This is a genomic window from Bradyrhizobium sp. A11 (assembly GCF_042077125.1).
In the GTDB taxonomy this organism is placed as follows: domain Bacteria; phylum Pseudomonadota; class Alphaproteobacteria; order Rhizobiales; family Xanthobacteraceae; genus Bradyrhizobium; species Bradyrhizobium japonicum_B.
The window spans coordinates 2,343,446-2,362,602 of record NZ_CP149509.1 but is presented as its reverse complement, the minus strand read 5'-3'; the positions used below and the strand labels follow the sequence as shown (position 1 = coordinate 2,362,602).

The 19,157-nt window shown below is 68.5% G+C and carries 18 protein-coding genes and 2 riboswitches; of the genes, 2 read left to right on the top strand and 16 right to left on the bottom strand.

What is annotated here, in order from left to right:
• Positions 1-11 precede the first annotated feature (11 nt).
• Entirely contained in the window at positions 12-2,369 is a 2,358-nt protein-coding gene (locus WI560_RS10855; protein ID WP_375307989.1) for a TonB-dependent receptor, read from the bottom strand.
• Positions 2,370-2,483: 114 nt separating this feature from the next.
• Positions 2,484-2,687, bottom strand: a riboswitch (cobalamin riboswitch).
• A 74-nt stretch (positions 2,688-2,761) separates the two neighbouring features.
• Between WI560_RS10855 and WI560_RS10850 the strand changes: the two genes are divergently transcribed.
• Entirely contained in the window at positions 2,762-3,334 is a 573-nt protein-coding gene (locus WI560_RS10850; protein WP_375307988.1) for a histidine phosphatase family protein, read from the top strand.
• Here WI560_RS10850 and cobT read toward each other — a convergent pair.
• The 8 genes from cobT to cbiT all read right to left on the bottom strand — a co-directional run bounded on the left by cobT (position 3,327) and on the right by cbiT (position 10,522).
• Positions 3,327-4,379: a nicotinate-nucleotide--dimethylbenzimidazole phosphoribosyltransferase gene (cobT, locus tag WI560_RS10845; RefSeq protein WP_375307987.1), complete on the bottom strand. Its 1,053-nt coding sequence runs from the start codon at positions 4,377-4,379 to the stop codon at positions 3,327-3,329. The two genes, WI560_RS10850 and cobT, sit on opposite strands and share 8 nt — an antisense overlap.
• Positions 4,380-4,389: 10 nt before the next feature.
• Positions 4,390-5,139, bottom strand: a complete 750-nt coding sequence (cobF, locus tag WI560_RS10840) for a precorrin-6A synthase (deacetylating) (RefSeq protein ID WP_375307986.1) — start codon at positions 5,137-5,139, stop codon at positions 4,390-4,392.
• Between the two features lie 40 nt (positions 5,140-5,179).
• A complete protein-coding gene (locus WI560_RS10835) occupies positions 5,180-5,857 on the bottom strand; it encodes an energy-coupling factor ABC transporter permease (protein WP_375307985.1) in 678 nt (225 codons plus the stop codon).
• Between the two features lie 36 nt (positions 5,858-5,893).
• A riboswitch (cobalamin riboswitch) is annotated at positions 5,894-6,113 on the bottom strand.
• Between the two features lie 45 nt (positions 6,114-6,158).
• A complete protein-coding gene (cobA, locus tag WI560_RS10830) occupies positions 6,159-6,890 on the bottom strand; it encodes a uroporphyrinogen-III C-methyltransferase (protein WP_375307984.1) in 732 nt (243 codons plus the stop codon).
• Complete coding sequence (locus WI560_RS10825; RefSeq protein ID WP_375307983.1) at positions 6,887-8,197, bottom strand: cobyrinate a,c-diamide synthase; 1,311 nt, start codon at positions 8,195-8,197, stop codon at positions 6,887-6,889. Before WI560_RS10825 ends, cobA begins: the two co-directional genes overlap by 4 nt.
• Positions 8,197-8,979 carry a precorrin-4 C(11)-methyltransferase gene (cobM, locus tag WI560_RS10820; RefSeq protein WP_375307982.1) on the bottom strand — a complete coding sequence of 261 codons (783 nt, stop codon included), beginning with the start codon at positions 8,977-8,979 and terminating at the stop codon, positions 8,197-8,199. The genes WI560_RS10825 and cobM overlap by 1 nt, the downstream gene beginning before the upstream one ends.
• Entirely contained in the window at positions 8,976-9,344 is a 369-nt protein-coding gene (locus tag WI560_RS10815) for a cobalamin biosynthesis protein (RefSeq protein ID WP_375307981.1), read from the bottom strand. The genes cobM and WI560_RS10815 overlap by 4 nt, the downstream gene beginning before the upstream one ends.
• Positions 9,341-10,522 carry a precorrin-6Y C5,15-methyltransferase (decarboxylating) subunit CbiT gene (gene cbiT, locus WI560_RS10810; protein WP_375307980.1) on the bottom strand — a complete coding sequence of 394 codons (1,182 nt, stop codon included), beginning with the start codon at positions 10,520-10,522 and terminating at the stop codon, positions 9,341-9,343. Before cbiT ends, WI560_RS10815 begins: the two co-directional genes overlap by 4 nt.
• A gap of 1 nt (position 10,523) precedes the next feature.
• On the opposite strand from cbiT, the gene WI560_RS10805 reads away from it, so the two are divergent.
• Entirely contained in the window at positions 10,524-11,267 is a 744-nt protein-coding gene (locus tag WI560_RS10805) for a cobalt-precorrin-6A reductase (protein ID WP_375307979.1), read from the top strand.
• Here the strand turns inward: WI560_RS10805 and cobJ are convergent.
• Genes cobJ through WI560_RS10770 form a run of 7 tightly spaced genes read right to left on the bottom strand, consistent with a single transcriptional unit; the run spans position 11,243 to position 19,150 of the window.
• Positions 11,243-11,977, bottom strand: coding sequence for a precorrin-3B C(17)-methyltransferase (gene cobJ, locus WI560_RS10800; RefSeq protein ID WP_375307978.1), 735 nt, complete (start codon positions 11,975-11,977; stop codon positions 11,243-11,245). The genes WI560_RS10805 and cobJ overlap by 25 nt on opposite strands.
• Positions 11,974-12,705: a precorrin-2 C(20)-methyltransferase gene (locus tag WI560_RS10795; RefSeq protein WP_375307977.1), complete on the bottom strand. Its 732-nt coding sequence runs from the start codon at positions 12,703-12,705 to the stop codon at positions 11,974-11,976. The genes cobJ and WI560_RS10795 overlap by 4 nt, the downstream gene beginning before the upstream one ends.
• A 2-nt stretch (positions 12,706-12,707) precedes the next feature.
• Positions 12,708-13,337: a precorrin-8X methylmutase gene (locus WI560_RS10790; protein ID WP_375307976.1), complete on the bottom strand. Its 630-nt coding sequence runs from the start codon at positions 13,335-13,337 to the stop codon at positions 12,708-12,710.
• Positions 13,337-14,500: a precorrin-3B synthase gene (cobG, locus tag WI560_RS10785; RefSeq protein WP_375307975.1), complete on the bottom strand. Its 1,164-nt coding sequence runs from the start codon at positions 14,498-14,500 to the stop codon at positions 13,337-13,339. Before cobG ends, WI560_RS10790 begins: the two co-directional genes overlap by 1 nt.
• Positions 14,497-17,745, bottom strand: coding sequence for a cobaltochelatase subunit CobN (cobN, locus tag WI560_RS10780; protein ID WP_375307974.1), 3,249 nt, complete (start codon positions 17,743-17,745; stop codon positions 14,497-14,499). The genes cobG and cobN overlap by 4 nt, the downstream gene beginning before the upstream one ends.
• Complete coding sequence (gene cobW / locus WI560_RS10775; RefSeq protein WP_375307973.1) at positions 17,745-18,779, bottom strand: cobalamin biosynthesis protein CobW; 1,035 nt, start codon at positions 18,777-18,779, stop codon at positions 17,745-17,747. Before cobW ends, cobN begins: the two co-directional genes overlap by 1 nt.
• A complete protein-coding gene (locus tag WI560_RS10770) occupies positions 18,776-19,150 on the bottom strand; it encodes a DUF1636 domain-containing protein (RefSeq protein ID WP_126255986.1) in 375 nt (124 codons plus the stop codon). Before WI560_RS10770 ends, cobW begins: the two co-directional genes overlap by 4 nt.
• Between the last annotated feature and the right edge of the window lie 7 nt (positions 19,151-19,157).

The following is a 19,157-nucleotide window of genomic DNA, read 5'->3' as shown; positions in this document are numbered from 1 at the left end:
CGGTCAGCGTCCTACCATTTGAACGCCGCCGAGAGCTCGTAGGTGCGCGGTGCGCCGAGCAGGATCTGGTCGGGATAGAACGGATCGCCCCAGATCGCATAGCGCCTGTCGGTGATGTTGCGGACGCGGAAGGTCAGGCGGGCCTGGTCGACCGCACCAAACACCGTCTTGGGGATGTCGACGAAGGCATAGACGTCGGCGACGGTGTAGGCCTTCATCGTCACGACATTGGCATCGGTGTTGTAGCGGTCGCCGACATGGCGGCCGGTGATGCCGAGCTCCACCGGCCAGGGCGTGAAGAAACGCCAGGAGGCGCCGGCATTGGCGACGATCCGCGGGACGTTCGGCGGCGTGTTGCCGGAGAACGAGCCGCCGGCGAAATTATAGTCGGCATAGCGCGCATCGACATAGGCGATGTTGCCCCAGAGCCGCAGCGGCTCGATCGGACGCAACGACGCCGCAAGCTCGACGCCCTTGGACTCCTGCCGCCCGGCGATGTTGAGCGCCTGCCCGCCGGCCGCGGCATAGACGTTCTTGCGCACGATGTCGTAGGCCGAGAACGACCACTCCGCCCTGTTGTCCCAGAACAGATGTTTGACGCCGGTCTCATAGGTGCGCGCGGTGGTGAGGTCCAATGGCTGGGTCGGCGAGAGCAGGAAGATGTTGTTGGCCGACACGTCAGCGCCGGTGGCGTACTGGCTGAAGAAAGTCAGTCCGGGCACGGCCTCCCAGGTGTAGCCGACGCGTCCTGTCACAGGCGCCCAGTCCTTGGTGTACGGGAAGCCCGCTTTCACGACCCCGGCGGAGTCGGTCGAGTTGCGATCGAGCCCGATATGCTCGAGGCGCAGGCCGCCAATCAGCGCGAAGTTATGCGTCAGCTTCAGCCGGTCCTCGAACGACAGAGCTTCGTTGTCGATCCGCGCCGTCTGTTGCTGCGTCGTCAGCAAGCCGTAGAAGCCGCGGTTGGGATCGACCAGCGAGACGGAATCGCCGGGGAAGTTTGCCGCGCCCGGCCTGACGAAATCGAGATAGCTCGACGACAATGTCGTGACCAGCCGATTGTCGAAGCCTGCGATGTCAGTGTCCCAGATCAGGTCGGTGATGTTGCCGACGAGACGCTGGCTGTGTGCGACGTAGAAGCGCTCGCGATCGACCAGGTTCGTTGCCGAATTGAACGCCTCGACCTCGTTGTTGAACCAGCTGCGTTCCGCTCCATAGCCATAGGCCTGGCTTTTCAGCGTGAGATCGGGCGCGAGCTTCAGCTCGAAGCCACCGCGCAACCAGACTTCCTGCGCGACATTGCGGTTGTCGAGGACGTTGTAGTTGGTGTTGAAGGTGCGGTCGTCGATGGTGACCGCGCCGAGATTGGTCTTGTTGTAGTTCGAGACGTAATTGCCCGAAACGATCTCGCTCGTCGCATGCGAGCCGCTATAAGCGATCGGCACCAGCGGCGCGCCCCAATAGGCCTTGCCACGATCCTCGCGGTACTCGATCGCACCCCAGACCTTGAGGCTGTCGGAGACGCGGTAGTTGAGCTGTCCGGACACATCCAGCATCCTGGTGTTGGTGTCGTCGGCAAAGCCGTTGAGCGTGGCGCGGCTGACGTCGAAGCGGTAGTCGAGGCCCTGAACGTTGGTGCTGCCGCCCGAGCCATAATGCGCGCGGAACGAGTTCAGGGAATCCCAGGAGAAGTCGGCTTCGTTCCGGATCGGTCCGGTGTGCGGCTGCCTGGTGACGAAATTGATCGCGCCGCCGGCTGCGCCCTCGCCCGAGATCAGCGAGGCCGGGCCTTTCAGGAATTCAACGGCCTCCAGATTGGCGGTGTCCATGATCCGCGAGGTCATGTTCTGCGGGCCGATCTTGATGCCGTTGTAGAGCGTGTTGATCTGGCTGTTGGTGAAGCCGCGCATCGAGAAGGCGGAAGGCTCCGCGGGATTGTCGCCGGAGGTGACGCCGACGGCGCCCTGGGCGACGTCGGAGACGGTGCGGTAGCCCTGCTCGCGCATGGTCTCGGCCGAGATCACCTCGACGGTCGCGGGCGTCTGCCGCACTGTCAGGCCGAGCCGCGAGGCGCTTTCGGCCACCGCGTTGGTGTTGAGCGGCGTCGGCGCCGTCGCAGCCGGGGCGACGGGCTTGGGCGCTGTGGATGCGGCGGCAGGCCTGCGCGCCGCCGCGCGGCGCGGGCTTTGCGCCTCCCGGCCGGTTGACCTGGCCGGTTTGCGGGATTGGGCCGGCGACACCTCGACCGGCGGCAGCGGTTCGCGAACCTGCTGCGCCTGTGCGGCGGGCAGATCGAGCACGGCCAAGGATGTGAGGGCGGCGGCGGCAAGCAGGACGCGGCGTGGTCGTAAGATGCAAACAGGAGACACGGCACAGAACCTCGGTATGACGTCAGTGGCACGTCACAGCGAACGAGGTCTCACCTTTGGCCTTGCAGCCGTCCGATGAAGCCGAATGTCTGTACTCCCCGACCGACATCTTCGCGTGTGACCACGGCTGACGGCAGGTCTCCTGGCTCGCGGGTCATCACCACTTCGTCGCCTTCCCGGGACCGAGGACCCAGTGGCGTCTGACGAAGGACTATCCGCTCACAGTTGCGGGGGCAGCCACGGCATTGGGGGACAACGTCCCCGCACCGCATTCCCTTTTCATCCCCTCTCGGGGAAACCGTCGCGAGCATCTAGGATTACCATCACAACGGAGTCAATGTGCCAGTTGCGGCGTTACTGCCACAGCGAACAACTTCCTTGGAGATGAGAGCATGGAAGGCGAGACCTTCCTCTGGCTGATACGGCACGCGCCGGTCGATGGCGTCAAAGGAACGATCCATGCCGCCGATGCGCCGGCCGATCTCCGCGATCGCGCGCAATTGGAGGCGCTGCGGCAGCGCCTGCCACAGGACGCTGCGAGCTACGCCAGCCCGTCGCGGCGCACGGTCGAGACGGCGCGTGCGCTGGGGCTCGAACCGGAGCAGGTCAGCGAATTCCGCGAACAGGATTTCGGCGACTGGACCGGCCATCGGCACGACGAGCTCGCTGCCGCCGGCGGCGCGGCCTATGCGCAGTTCTGGGACGATCCGGCCGGTGGACGGCCGCCGGGCGGCGAAAGCTTTGCGGATCAGGTCGCGCGCGTGCGGCTCGGTCTGTCGCGGATCGCAGCGGGACCCGCCACGCTGGTCGTGCATTCCGGCACCATCCGCGCCGCGCTATGCATCGCGCTCGATCTGACGCCGCAGGCCGCCTTGCGCTTCGTGATCGAGCCGCTGTCGCTGACCCGGATCGATCGGCTCGCGGCCGGCTGGCGCGTCGTCTCGGTGAACCAACGGATCAGCTAGGCCTGTCAGGCACATTGGCCTCTGCAAAGGTCGCCATGCCGTTGTGGAGCGCGCAGGCCGACCGCACCAGCGGCAGCGCGATGGCGGCACCCGATCCCTCCCCGAGCCTGAGATCGAGGCTGATCAGCGGCTGCACGTTCAAAGCGCGCAGCACCAGGCGATGGCCCTGCTCGGCCGATTGGTGCGACGGCAGCAGATAGGGCTCACATGACGGGTTCAGCCGCTCCGCTGCAAGCGCTGCAACCGAAACGATGAAGCCATCGATCAGCACGGGGATGCGGCGCTGCGCGGCCGCGATGATCGCGCCCGAGATAGCGGCGATTTCGAGCCCGCCGACGGCACACAGGATCTTCTCCGGCGCCGCGCCCGCAACGCCCTGACGTGCAATCGCCGCATCGATCATGCGCGCCTTGTGCGCCCGGCCGGCCGCATCGATGCCGGTGCCGCCGCCCGCGATCTCCTCGGCGCTGATGCCGAGCAGGCTCGCCGCGATCGCCGCCGACGTCGTGGTGTTGCCGATGCCCATCTCTCCGAAGATCAACAGATCGGGCTGGCTGGCCTCCGCCCGCGCAACCGCACGCCGGCCGGCCTCGAAGGCAAACGCCAGCTCCGCAGGCAGGAGGGCGGCCTCCACGCTGAAATCGCGGGTGCCGTGGCGCGGCTTGTCGGTGACGATGCCCGTCATCTCCTCACTGGCCAGCGTGCCGGCATCGACCACCTCCAGGCGCGAGCCAAGCTCGCGCGCCAGCACCGAGATCGCAGCACCGCCGGAGGCAAAATTCGCCATCATCGCGATGGTCACTTGTTGCGGATAGGCCGAGACGCCCTGCGCGACGATGCCGTGGTCGCCCGCGAAGACGATGATCGGCACGCGCGCCGCGCGCGGCTGCTCGGTCGCTTGCAAACCGGCGAGCTCGATCGCGAGCTGCTCGAGCCGGCCGAGCGCGCCGGTCGGCTTCGTCAGCTGCGCCTGACGCGCGATCGCCGCCTCGCGATGAAGCGCGGAGATCGCGGGGCAGTTCCGGGTGACCCATTCGGGGAGCATGCTGCCTCGCTTAACGCCTGCGCTTGAGAATATAGCTGTCCATGATCCAGCCATGCCGCGCGCGCGCTTCCTGCCGTGCCGCGACGATGCGCCGGCCGGTTTCGGCGAGGGCGCCGGACATGATGATCTGATCGGGCATGCCGAGATAGGCGCCCCAATAGATGTGAATTCCTGCCGGATCCAACGATTCGAATGCCGTGCCGCCGTCGAGCATCACCACCACGGTGTCGACGCCTTGCGGCCAGCCGCCTTCGCGCAGGCGTCGCCCGGTCGTGACCAGGAACGGCTCGCCGATGTCGTTGAGCGGCAGCGCATGGGCCGCGCACAGCGCCTGGATCGACGTGATGCCGGGCACGACCTCGATTCTGGGCAAGGGAGCGAGCCGCCGCGCGATGCGCAGCGAGGAATCATACAGCGAAGGATCGCCCCAGATCAGCAGCGCGACCTTGCCGTCGCTTCCGAGCTGATCTGCGATCGTCTCGGACCAGGTCGCGGCGACCGCATCGTGCCAGTCGTCCACGCCCTTGCGGTAATCCGCCTCGGCAGCATCGCGCACGGGAAGATCGAACTCGGCGATGGCTGTCGTGTCGCTGGTGAGCACATCCGCGCAGATCGTCCGCCTGAGATCGGCGAGATCGGATTTCGCCGTTCCCTTGCGCGGGATCAGGACGAGGTCGGCGGCGTTGATGGCGTCAACTGCGGCGCGCGTGAGCTGCGCGGGATCGCCGCAACCGATGCCGATCAGGGAGAGCGTGAGCATTGCGCGTGGGGGCGGCCATGACGGCCGCCCCTTGTCTCAGTTAAGCTGCGTTGTGCAGGCGCGGAGTGACGAGGCCGGGCGCGGTGACGCCGCGCAGCGACTTCGCCAGCGCCAGCACGGCGAGATCGGCCAGCGGCTCGATCACGATCACGAGCGCGTAGGACGCCGCAAACGTCGCGATGCTGGCGAGGTTGCTCATCGCAAAGCCGGAGCCATAGAGCGCCCAGAACGCCACCCAGGCGATCACGCCGGCCTGATAGGTGGTCGACAGCGCCAATGCCTGCCGATACTTCAGGTCGACATAGGCCGTGTTGCGCGGAATGATCCGCGTGGCGATCGCCTGGATCGCGAACAGCGGCACCAGCAGCGTCGTGACGTTCATACCGTATTGCGGCAGATCGACCGGCTCGAGCAACACGCCCTGAAGCAGCAGGCCGAACGCGAGGCCGAAGGCCGCCGGCGCAGCACCGAACAGCAGGAACAAGGTCGAGCCGAGGATGAAGTGCACCTCGGAGACGCCGACCGGGAAGTGCGGCAGGATCTCGAAGAACGTGAAGACGAGGACCGTCGTGGCCAAAGTGCGCGCCGCGAACGAGCCGATACCCTGCTCGCGCACGGTTTGGGCTGCGAGCTTCAAGGCAACGCCGCCTGCGGCGATGCCGGTTGCGTAACTCAGCACGAGCTTGGCGCCCGTCACTAGACCGGGTTCGATATGCATGGCTCAGATCCTTCCTGCCGTCACACCCGACGGCCTTGGCCTCAAAACGTGCAGGGCCGGTCTCCTGGCTCGCGGTTCACTGGGTTCTCCGGCCTTCCCGAACCTTGCGGCCCAGTGGCTGATCGAAGTCCCTCACCGCTTACAGTCGCGGGGGCGGCTGGGGTTTTGGGCGCCGCAACTTGGTCCGCCCATCCCCATTCCCGATTATGCTCCGGCGCTTTGCGCCGCGTCGAGCACCTTGCTTCTCCTGTGTGCCCCTTTCGCCGAGCCTGCGTCAAGGGGCGAGGCGCGGCCGGGGCGATCACGACGGATAATCCCCGGCCAGCGCACCGAACAGGATCACGGCGGCGGTCGAAGGAGCGCCACCGCGGGCAAGCTGCTCGGCCAGCTCAACAATGGTGGTGCGGACCAGCCGCTCGTCGGGTCGGCCGAGGGATTCGGCGACCAGCGCCGGGGTCTCCGCGGCGAGGCCGTGCGCGATCAATTTTGCGGCAAGCGCCGGAAAGGTGCGCCGGCCCATATAGACCACGGTCGTCGCCTCGGGATCGGCCAGCGCCGCCCAGTTCAGATTCGGCGGCAGCTCGCCGGTGACGTCGGCGCCGGTGATGAACTGCACCCGGCGCGAGGTGTGGCGCCGGGTCAGGGGAATGCCGGCTTGCGCGGCGGCGACGCAGGCCGAGGTGACGCCGGGAACGATCTCATAGCCGATGCCGGCCTCGCGCAGCGTCTCGATCTCCTCCTCGAGCCGGCCGAAAATGCCGGCATCGCCGGACTTCAGCCGCACCACGCGCACCCCTGTTGCGGCATAGTCGACCAGCAGGCGGTTGACGTGATGCTGCTTGGTCGAGGGCCGCCCGGCGCGTTTGCCGACCGCGACGAGATTGGCGCCCGGCCGGGCGAGATCGAGGATCGCACCCGAGGCGAGATCGTCATAGAGCACGACGTCGGCCTCGCGCAGCCGCGCCGCGCCCTTGAGCGTGAGCAGCTCGGGATCGCCGGGTCCGGCGGAGACGAAGGAAACGAACCCGCTCACCGGTCCTCCGCGATCAGATGAAAGAAGGTGCCGCTGACATGGCCGCGCTGCGAGCCGGTCTCGGCGATGACGGCGCCGGTGGCATCATGCACGACCGCCAGCGGCGTGTCAGGCTGGGCGAGAATGGTCGAATAGTGGAACTCGTGACCGCGCAGACGCGTGCCGGGACGATGTCCCGGCATCGGTGCGGCGAGCGCCGCGAGGCGATAGCCCAGATGCATGCGGCGCTTGGCAAAGCTGGTCTCGAGGCCAAGCAGGCCCGTCATCTCATGGCGGACACTTTCCGCGTCGGTCAACCCGGCCCCCAGCACCATGTAGCCCCCGCACTCGCCATGCACCGGCCGCGTCTCGGCGAAGGCACGAAGGCCGCTGCGAAAGCGTACATTGGACGCGATCCTGCCGGCATGAAGCTCGGGATAGCCGCCGGGCAGCCAGCACACATCGGCACTCGCGTCCGGTGTTTCGTCGGCCAGCGGCGAGAACGGCACGATCTCGGCGCCCGCCGCGCGCCAGGCTTCCAGCATATGCGGATACACGAAGGAGAACGCGGCATCGCGCGCCAGCGCAATGCGCTGACCGGGCGGCGTCACGTTCAGGCCGCTCGCCGCCGGTTGCGGCGACCAAACGGCCGCGGAGCGCAGCACCGCATCGAGATCGACGTGCCCGGCGACGAAGCGCGCGGCCTCGTCGATCAGCTTGCCGATCTCGGCCTGCTCCTCCGCCTGCACCAGGCCGAGATGCCGCTTCGGCAGGCTGATCTCGGCATGGCGCGGCAGCGCGCCGAACACGGCGATGCCTGAATCGTTCAGCGCCCGCCGCACCAGATCCTCGTGGCGCGGGCTCGCGACGCGGTTGAGCACCACTCCCGCGAGGCGCACGCCGGGACGATAATCGCGCAGGCCCGCGGCGATTGCGGCCGCGGTCTGCGCCTGGCCCGAGGGGTCGATCACCAGAAGCACCGGCCAGCCCAGCATCTCCGCGATGTCGGCGGTGGCGCCGGTGCCGCAGACGCCGCGCGCGGCGACGCCGTCGAACAGGCCCATCGAGCCCTCGGCGAGCACGATGTCGGCATCCGTACCGCGGCCAACCAGATGCAAGATCGTCCCGCGGTCCATCGCCCAGCTGTCGATGTTGACGGAGGCGCGTCCCGTGGCGGCGGCATGAAAGGCGGGATCGATGTAATCCGGCCCGCTCTTGAAGCACTGCACGGTCAAGCCGCGATGGCGCCAGGCCCGCGCGAGCGCCAGCGTCAGTGTGGTCTTGCCGACGCCGGAGGCCGGTGCGGATATGACGAGGCCAGCCGGCATCACGACGCCTCCGGAAAGCGCGGCTCGGCGCCGACGGGCCGATAGCGGCGGTCGTAGTCGGCCGCATAGAGACGGCTCTCGTCGAAATCCGCAGCGCCCAGCGTCCTGCCGACCAGGATCAGCGCGGTGCGCTCCATCTCGGCGCCCACGGCGGCATCGAGCGTTGCCAGCGTCGCACGCACGATGCGCTGGTCCGGCCAGCTCGCGCGCCAGACAATCGCGACCGGGCAATCCGCGCCATAATGCGGCGTGAGCTCGGCGACGACCTTGTCAAGCATGTGGATCGACAGATGGATCGCGAGCACCGCGCCGGTCGCGGCGAACGCGGCCAGTTGCTCGCCGTCAGGCATCGCGCTGGCGCGGCCCGGCGTGCGCGTCAGCACCACCGTCTGGGCAAGGCCCGGCAGCGTCAGCTCGGCCTCCAGCGCTGCCGCAGCGGCGGAAAAGGACGGCACACCCGGCGTGACCGTATAGGGAATGCCGAGCGCGCGCAGACGGCGGAGCTGCTCGCCCATCGCCGACCAGATCGAGAGATCGCCGGAATGCAGCCGCGCGACATCCTTGCCCTCCGCATGCGCCGCGGCGATCTCCGCGATGATGTCGTCGAGCGATAGCGGCGCCGTATTGACGATGCGCGCGCCAGGCGGGCAATGCGCCAGCACGCCTTCAGGGATCAGGGAGCCGGCATAGAGGCAGACCGGACAGGCCGCGATCAGGTCACGGCCGCGCAAGGTCAGCAAATCAGGTGCGCCCGGCCCGGCGCCGATGAAATGCACCGTCATGCGCCGTCTCCTTCCGCGATCGCGGCGGTTGCGGTGCGATCCTGCGAAATCACGCGCGTCGCAATCAACCGGGCCCGAGGACCGGCCGCCGCGAGCGCCGCGGCTTCCGCGACCGACCCGGTCCCGAACTTCTCCATCACGAGATGTGACTGGGTCGGCGTTGCGATACCGGTCAACATGTCGGCCGGAACAGCCTTGATCGGCACACCGCACTCGCGTGCGAGCTGCTTCAGCGGCTCCGCATCGGCCTTGTCGCTGACCGTTGCTACCGCGTCGAGCCCTTCGAGGCCGCCCGCCGCCAGCAGCGCTTCGCGCAGCGAGGCCAGCGTGACATCCCCTCTGAATCCGAGCCCGGCCACCTTCATCGGACCGCGCTCCACTGCACCACCGGCCGTGCTGCCTCCCAGGACCGATAGCGGCCGAGCGGGCCAGCATGCGCGATCTCCACTCGCATCAACTCGCCGCCGTGGCGCTGATGCAGCTCGCCAAGCAGCGCTTCGGTCTCCAGTGTAACCGAATGTGCAACGAGCCGCGTTCCCGGCGCGAGGCGCGACCAGATCGCATCGAACATCGCGCTGTCGAGACCGCCGCCAATGAAGACGGCATCCGGCGCTTCCAATGCGGCAAGAGCTTCCGGCGCCCTCCCCGCGACGACGGCGACCCGATGCGCCAGTCCGAACGCAGCTGCGTTCTTGCGAATATTCGCGACGCGATCCTCGCGCGGCTCGATGGCGGTCGCCGTCCCCCCGCACAGCGCCCACTCGACCGAGATCGACCCCGAGCCGGCGCCGACGTCCCACAGTCGCTCGCCCGGACGCGGTGCCAGCGCGGAAAGCGCGAGCGCACGCACCGGCCGCTTGGTGATCTGGCCATCGTGAACGAACAGATCGTCTGGCAGACCCGAGCTGCGGGGAATGCCCTGTCCGCCCATCGCCTCAATGGCGACCGTAACCAAGGCTCCATCGTGATCGTCGGCGAAACTGTCGGCGCGACATTCTCTGACGCTTTCGCGCGGTCCACCGAGGGCGGCGAACATCCAGAAGGTTGAGGCGCCCCATCCGCGCTCGCTCAACCATTTTGCGAGATCACTTGCCGCCTTCCCATCGCGCACGAGGCAGATGATGCGCGCACCTCGCGCCAGATGCGGCACGAGACGCTCGAACGGCGCGGCGTGGAGCCCGAGGCAGACGAGGAGTTCGAGCCGCCAGCCCAGCCGCGCCGCAACCAGCGAAAATGTCGACGGCGCGGAATGCGCGATCCACTCGCCGGCTTGCAGCTTCTCAGCAAGACCGGCCCCCGCGCCGTGCCAGAACGGATCGCCGGAGGCCAGCACGACGGTCGGAGTACCGCGGCAAGTCAGCACCGCATCGGCGTTGAAGGGCACGGGCCACGCACGGCCGCGACTGCCGACGTCCACGAGCGCAAGATGGCGCTCACCGCCAAAAACGGTTTCCGCGTTGGCAAGCGCCTTTCGGCTTGCCTCGGACAGCCCGGCAAGGCCATCTTCGCCGATACCGATGATGGTCAGCCAGGGATCAGACACGATGCGCGCCCTCATACTGGGCGGAACGGCCGATGCCGGCCTGCTCGCCGCGGAGATCGCGCGCGCCGGGCTTGATGCCGTGTATTCCTATGGCGGCCGCACCCGCACGCCCGCCGATCAACCGCTGCCGACCCGCATCGGCGGCTTCGGCGGCGTGAGCGGACTTGCCGACTACATCCGTCGTGAGGGAATCACCCACGTCATCGACGCGACGCATCCGTTCGCTGCCGAGATGAGCCGTCATGCGGTCGAAGCGTGCGCGCAAACCGCCACGCCGCTGATCGCGCTGGAGCGCGCGCCCTGGACCAGGGCCTCCGGCGACAATTGGACCGAGGTTGCAGACGTCACTGCCGCCGTTGCGGCGCTGCCCGAGGCGCCCGCAAACGTGTTCCTCGCCATCGGCCGCCAGCATATCGCGCCGTTTGCGACGAAACCGCAGCACACCTACACGCTGCGCTTCGTCGATCTGCCCGAAGCGCCCCTGCCCTTTGCGGCCGACGTGATCGTATCGCGCGGACCGTTCACGCTTCCAAGCGAGTTGGAGATGCTGCGCAAGCGCGGCATCGCCTGGATCGTCGCCCGCAATTCGGGCGGCGACGGCGCGCGTGCCAAGATCGACGCGGCCCGCAGGCTCGGCCTGCCCGTGGTCATGATCGCGCGACCAAAGCTGCCCGAGCGGCGGCGGGTCGAGAGCGTCACTGAGGTGATGCAATGGCTCGGTCATTCTGCCCGCCTCGGCGCATAGATCCAGCGGCCGACGCGGCGCGTCTGCGAATTGCCGACGATCACCAGCGTGCGCATGTCGGCCATCTCGGGGGTCGCTTCATTCAGCGTCACGATCTCGATCTTCTCATCGGCTGCGCTGACCGCGCGCGCAAAAATCACGAGGCGCTCGCCGCAACCCGCGTCCTTCAGCACCGCGAGCGCGCGGCCAAAGCCCTCCGGCCGGCTTGCCGAGCGCGGATTATACATCGCGATCGCAAAGTCAGCTTCCGCGGCGAGCCGCAAGCGTTTCTCGATCACGGCCCAGGGCTTGAGATTGTCGGAGAGGTTGATCGCGCAGAAATCATGGCCGAGCGGGGCCCCGGCGCGGGCGGCGGCCGCCAGCATCGCGGTGATGCCGGGCAGCACGCGGATCGGAAGCGCCTGATAGTGCGGCGCCTGTTCGAGCGCCTCGAACACGGCGGAGGCCATCGCGAACACGCCGGGATCGCCGGACGACACGACGACGACCTGCCCGCCTTCGGCAGCAAGCCGCAAGGCCTCGCGGGCGCGCTGCAGCTCCTCGCGGTTATCCGAAGGATGCAGGGTGAGCCCCGCTCGCCGCGGCACGCGCGCGACATAGGGCGCGTAGCCCAGAATGTCGGTTGCCGAGCCGAGCGCAGCCGTGACCTCGGGCGTCACCAGCGCATCGCTGCCCGGCCCGAGGCCCGCGATGGTTAGTGAGCCCCTCATTCGGCGGCGTCCAGATGCCGGCCCTTGCCGTGAACCAGCACGATCGCGAAATAGGGACAATCGGCGGCGTCGATCTCGGCCAGCCGCACCACGCGCTCGCCCGGCATGGTGCCGCGCTCGACCAGCCAGGCGTCATCCAGCCGGCCGGCTGAGCTGAGTGCACGGCGCACCTTTGCAAGATTGCGGCCGGTCTTCATGACGACGAGCGCATCGGAATCGCGCATGTGCCGTTCGAGCTCGTCCTCCGCCAGCGTGCCCATCAGCACGGTCGTCACGTCGTCGCCGAGCGCGATCGGCTGTCCGACGCCGTTCCAGCAGCCGACCATGCCGGGAATGCCCGCGATCACCTCGATCTCGACGCGGCCTTGCAGGCGCGTATGGAGATGCATGAAGGAACCGTAGAAGTAAGGATCGCCCTCGCAGAGCACGACAACATCGACCGCGCGCGAAAGCCGCGCCAGGCGCTCGGCCCATTCATCGTAGAAGCCGGCGAGCAAGTGGATGTATTCCGGACTGTCGAAGGCGATCTCCGTCGTGACCGGATATTCCATCGGATATTCGGTGACGCCGGCCGCCAGCATGCCCTCGACGATGCGCCGGGCCTGGCCCGGCCTTCCCTTCTTGCGGAAATAGGCGACGTGGCTGGCGCCGCGCACGGTGCGATCGGCGCGCACGCTCATCAAATCAGGGGCGCCGGGGCCGAGACCGCAGCAGATGATGCGTCCCATCGCTATTCGCTCCGGCTCGCCAGCGCGTTCACGGCGGCAACGGTGATCGCGGAGCCGCCGAGGCGGCCGGCGACGGTCAGCGCCGGCGCCGGCGGATCGGCCATCAGCGCGGCCTTGGATTCGGCCGCACCGACGAAACCGACGGGACAGCCGATGATCGCCGCCGGCCGCGGGCAGTCGGGATCCTCCAGCATGTTGAGCAGATGAAACAGCGCCGTCGGCGCATTGCCGATCGCAACGATCGCACCGGCGAGATGCGGCCGCCATAGCTCGAGCGCAGCGGCCGAACGAGTGTTGCATATCGATTGCGCAAGTGCAGGCACGGTCTCGTCGCCAAGCGTGCAGATGACGGCGTTGGCCGCGGGCAGCCTCGCGCGCGTGATCCCTTCGGAGACCATGCGCGCGTCGCACAGGATTGGCGCGCCCTTCTGCAAAGCCGCGCGCGCGGCGATCGCCATGCCTGGTGTGAAGCGGATATGCGCCTCCAGGCCAACCATGCCGGCGGCATGGATCATTCGCACCACGACCTGCTCCTCGTCGGGCGAAAACCGCGCAAGGTCCGCCTCGGCGCGGATCGTCGCGAAGGACTGACGGTAGATCGCCGCGCCGTTGGTCTCGTAGGTGTGCGGCATCAGTGCCCTCCCACCAGGATGGAGGGATCGCTGACGATGTCGACGCCGGCCAGGCCACGCAGGGCCGGCTCGTCACGCGTCGAGCCGTCGCGGACGAGATCGAAGCCGGCGCGCGTGGCGACCAGCGTGACCGCGGCCCTGCCGGAATGGGCGCAGCCCTTGCCGCAGCCGGAGACGTGAAGCCGCGCATCGGCGGCGATGCGCGGCGCGAGCGCCGCGGCCAGCGCGCGCGTATCGGCATGGGCTTCGCGGCAGCGCGGCGCGCCGCTGCAGGCGATGACGCGCAGCGCAGGATCGAACGGCTCGGTGATGAGGCCCGGTGCGCTCGGCATCTCGCGCCTGCCTTCGCTCAGCAGCATCCGCCACGGCGTCATGCGCAGCGCATGTCCGCTACCGGCGAGCTGGTGCAGCGTCGTGTGCAGCATCTGCCCGAACGCGACGCCGACCATCGCGCCTTGCGGATAGTGCCCGGGCCGCGAGGCGGCCATCACCGGCGCAGGCTCGGTCTCGCCGCGCAGCGATTGGGGCAATACCGCACCGGACGCGATATGCGCCGCCATCCGCCCTCGCCCACCCTTCGCGCCGCCCGAGATGATGAACCAGCTGGCGAGCGCCAGCGCCGTGCCCACGGCCTCGCCGCGCGCGACGGAGCGGCCAAGCCTCGCACCGTCAGCCCGCACCAGCAGATGGCCCGAGCGATCACGCTCGATGCGGATGTCGGCAGAATCGCCGGCGAGCACCCGCGACCTGCCGTCGTCGATGGCGAACCCGAACTTGGTCGGAAGCGCGAGGCCGCACTCGGCGAGCGCCTCCTCCAGCTCGGCAGCGAGCGACTGCGTTTCGTCGCCGCCGCCCCAGAACGGCGTCACCAGAATGTTGCGCCGGGCTTCGATCTCGGTGTCGGGATCGAGCAGCCGCAGTTGCGCAAGGCCATCGAGCAGCGGGCGATGGCTCTCTTCGCTCACGCCTCTGATCTGGAGATTGGCGCGGCTCGTGACGTCGATCAGGCCATTGCCGTGCCGCCCGGCGAGGTCGGCAAGGCCGGTGATCTGTGGCGCGTCAAGACGCCCGCCGAACGGGCGCACCCGCACCACGAACCCATCGCCCGACAGCATCGGGCGCAGCGCGCCGGGACACCAGCCCTTGATTGCGGAAGCGCTCATGAGGCCTCCCGCAGCGCCGCCGCGATCGAGTTGCGGCGCGTCTGCCAGAGCGCCGCATCGTGCAGGCGTGCAAAACAGGTCTCCATCGCGGCAAGCGCCGACGGATTTTCACGCGCCATGAAGGCGCGGACGTCGTCATTCCCAAGCGTCGCATCATAGTAGAGATCGAACAGATGCGGCGGCACGGCGCCGGCAAGATGGGCGAACGCGGCCATGTGCTCCAGCGTCGCGGTGATCTCGGCGGCCCCGCGGAAACCGTGGCGCATCATGCCGGCGATCCAGGCCGGGTTGGCGGCACGCGCCCGGACGACGCGGGAAATCTCCTCGGTCAGCGTACGCGCATGCGGCTGCTCGGGGCGCGTCGTGTCGAGATGATAAAGCGATGGTCCTGCCGCACCGAGATGCGCAGCGGCGGCCGCAATACCGGCTTCATGCGCGGCATAGTCGGCGGCGAGCAGCAGGTCGGTTTCCGGCAAATCCTGGACGTGGACGAAGGCATCGGCAGAGCCAAGCCGCGCCTCGATCCCGGCGCGATCGTACCGCATCTCGCCGTCGGCCGAGAATGTCCAGGACGAGGCCGACAGCCAGGCTTCGCCGGCGGCATCCCGCGTCTCCGGCGTGAACGCGTCGGGGATCGCCGACAGGCCGACACCATATTGGCCGGGACGCGGCGCGAACACGCGCGAGGCGCGGTGACGATACGGATTCTCCTCGCCCTCGTCCTCGCGCGCCGCGAGCGCCTCGGAGGCGGCCTCGAACAATTGCGCAAGGCCGGAGAACACGTCGCGGAACAGGCCCGAGACCCGCAGCGTGACGTCGATGCGTGGGCGGCCGAGCTCGGCCGGGGCGATGATGTCGTAGCCGGTGACGCGGCCGGAGGCGTGATCCCAGCGCGGCGCGAGGCCGGCCAGATGCAGCGCCATCGCGAATTCCTCGCCCGCGGTGCGCATCGTCGCCGAGCCCCAGAGATCGACCACAAGGCCCTTCGGCCAGTCGCCATGATCCTGCAGGTGACGGCGCAGCAGCTCCTCGGCGAGCTTTATCCCCTGAGCATGTGCGGACGGTGTCGGCACCGCGCGCGGGTCGACGGCAAAGAGATTGCGCCCGGTCGGCAGCACGTCCTGGCGGCCACGATAGGGCGAGCCGGATGGTCCCGGCGCGATGCGCTGGCCCGCCAACGCAGCAAGCAGCGCATCGCGCTCGGCGTCGCCGCAGACGCCGCGGCCGAACACATGGAGGCCGTCGCCGAACTGGCTCTCCTTGAGATCGCAGACGAAGCGATCGATCCGCGGGATCGCTTCGGCCGGTGCTGCCGATGCGTCGAGACCGAGATCCTCTTCGAGACCGGCGGCACGCGCTTCGTCGCGGATCGCCGCGATCAGGCGCTGGCGGCGGGCGGGATCGAGGCCATCGGCGGTCGAATATTCGTCGAGCAGGCGTTCGAGCCGGCGCAACCCTTCCGGCACCGCGGATTGCGCGAGCGGCGGCGGCAGATGGCCGAGGGTGACCGCGCCGATGCGGCGCTTGGCCTGCGCGGCTTCGCCGGGATCGTTGACGATGAAGGGATAGATGACGGGCAGATCGCCGATCAGCGCTTCCGGCCAGCACGCGGACGACAGCGCGACGGATTTTCCGGGCAGCCATTCCAGCGTGCCATGCGCGCCCATGTGCACGACGGCATCGATCCCCTGCGCATGGAGCCAGAGATAGAACGCGACATAAGCATGACGCGGCGTGCGGGCGAGATCGTGGTAATCGGCATCGCGCGTGATCGCATCGCCGCGCTCGGGCTGGACCGCGATGATGGAGCGGCCGCACGCGATGGCCGCGAATTGAAACGCACCGCCGTTGCAGCTGGGATCATCCTCCGGCGCGCCCCAGGCCTGCGCGAGATCGTCTTGCAGGGACTGCGGCAGGCGCGAGAGGGCCGCGCGATAATCGGCGACGCCCCAGGTCAGACTCTGCTTCAGCAGCGTCTCGCCGAGCGCATCGCCCGGCGCAACATCGAAGCCGGCCTGCACCAGATCGGACAGCAGCCCTTCAACGGAGACCAGCGCATCGAGACCAACCGCATGGGCGATCTGATGCGGCCGGCCCGGATAGTTCGAGAGCACGATCGCGACCCGTTTCTCGGCGGCGGGCTTCTGTGCAAGTCGCCACCAGGCCGCAACGCGCGCGGCGACGGCCTTGACGCGCTCCGCGTCGGGCCCGTGCGCCAGATGGGCGAATTGCAGATCGGGATCGCGCATCGCGGCCGACTTGAAGCTCACAACGCCCGCGAACAGGCGGCCGTCGACCTCGGGCAGCACCACATGCATGGCGAGATCGCCGGGCGAGAGACCGCGCAGCGACTCTGCCCAGTCCGCGCGCCGCGCCGTCGCGAGCGCGACCTGGAACACCGGGCACGAAGCTTGATCGAACGGCGTCGTGCCGTCGTCGCCGACGGCCGAGAATGCCGTCGCGTTGACGATCGCGGCCGGAGGATGTTGCGCGAGATGCGCGCGCAGCCAATCGGCGACGCCGGGCGCTTTCAACGAGGTGACGAACACGCCGTAGGAGTCAAAGCCCTCCTCGCGCAGCGCGGCAATCAGGGCATCGACCGGACCCGTATCCGCGGCCGTGAGATAGGAGCGATAGAAAGCCACCAGCGCAAGCGGCCTGCCCGCACGCGAGGCCGGCGCAGCAATGACGCCGCGCGAGGGATCGTAGAAGCCCATCTCCGGCACGGTCAGCTCGCCAGTGACCGGTCCGGCATAAAGTCCCGAGGCCAGCGCGAGCTGCGCGATCGCCGCTTGCGCGGCGACCGGACCGCCGGTGTCGCAGAGCACCTTGAGCCGGCGCAGCGTCGACAGGGGCAAGGTCGAGTAGGCATCGAGCCGCGTGTCGTCGCGGCCGTCCGCCGGCAGCACGGCGAGCGCGACGCCGCGATCCTGCGCCAGCTGCTGCAGGGCCGTGAGACCATAGGACCAGTAGGATTCGCCGCCGATCAGCCGCACCAGAATGCCGCGCGCCTGCGACAGCGTCTTCTCGATATAGGTGTCGACCGAGAGCGGATGGCGCAGCTCCGCGAGATTGGCGAGCCGCAGCGACGGCAGGCTATGGCGGCCACGGCGCCAGCCGGCCGCGAACGCCGCAAGGTCGGAATCCGAATACGAGAGCACCACGAGATCGGCCGGGTCCTGGCCGATGTCCCTGGGCGTCGCGGTCTCCTCCAGACCGCGGCTCTCGCGGAAGACGACGTGCATCAGATACCAAGTCCTGACCTGATCGCGGCCTCATCGATATCGCCGTGCTCGCCGATCACGACGAGCCTGGACTGCCTGTGACCCGCGCCCCAGGGCTTGTCGAACTGGTGGCGCACGCGCTCGCCCACGGCCTGAAGCAGCAGGCGCATCGGCTTGCCCGCGACCGCGATATAGCCCTTTGCGCGCAGCACGTTCTGCTCGCGCGCCAGGCGCTGCACGGAGGCAACGAGCGCATCGACGTCGGCGACTTCCGGAAGGTCGATCACGACGGAAGCGAAATCGTCGTGCTCGTGCTCCTCCTCGCCGTCATGATGCGAGGGCCGCGCGGCGAGATCGTTCTCGGCGGCCGCGCCGAGGCCGAGGATGACGCGGGCGTCGATCGCGCCGTCGGTGACGGGCAGCATCGGCACGCGGCGCGGCATCTCGGCAATGATCGCCGCCCTGGCGGCTTCGATCCCGGCGCTGCCGGCGAGATCGGCCTTGGTCAGCAGCACGATGTCGGCGCAGGCGATCTGGTCCTCGAACACTTCCGACAGCGGCGTCTCGTGGTCGAGATTCTCATCCGCCGCGCGCTGCGCTTCCACTGCAGCCGGATCCGGCGCGAAGCGGCCGGCCGCGACAGCCTCGGCGTCGGCGAGTGCGATCACGCCGTCGACCGTGATGCGCGAGCGGATCTCGGGCCAGTCGAACGCCTTCAAGAGCGGCTTCGGCAGCGCCAGGCCCGAGGTCTCGATCAGGATGTGATCGGGCCGCACCGGGCGCGCCAGCAATTGCTCCATGGTCGGAATGAAATCATCGGCGACGGTGCAGCAGATGCAACCATTGGCGAGCTCGACGATGTTCTCCTCCGGGCAATTGGCATCGGCGCAAGACTTCAATATCTCGCCATCGACGCCCTCGCTGCCGAACTCGTTGACGAGCACCGCGAGCCTCTTGCCGTTGGGATTTGCGAGAAGATGCTGGATAAGCGTCGTCTTGCCGGAGCCGAGGAAACCGGTGACCACCGTGACCGGGACTTTTGCGAGCGAGCTCATTCGGCGGCCTCCGGCACGATTGCAATGGGGGGAATGCGGGCAAGCGACTGCTTGCGGAAGATTTCGGGGCGGCTGCGCCAGGGCACGAGCCCGTCCGGCGCGGCTGCATAGGCCGCAGCGCCTGCGACCACGTCCTGCGCATTCGCATCCGACAGGCGGCCATAGACATAGGACCAGCGGCCCGGCGCGCTCAGCGCCACCGAGCAGCCCTGGCTGCACGCCGACAGGCATTCGACGGGAACCACATTGACGCCGTCGGGCACGCCGGCCTCGAGGATCGCACCATGCAGGCGCTTGCCGGGCGTGGTCTCGCCCTCGCCAAGCGTCTGGCCGGCACGGCAGGTGATGCAGACGTGAAGTGTGACGGTCATCGCCTCT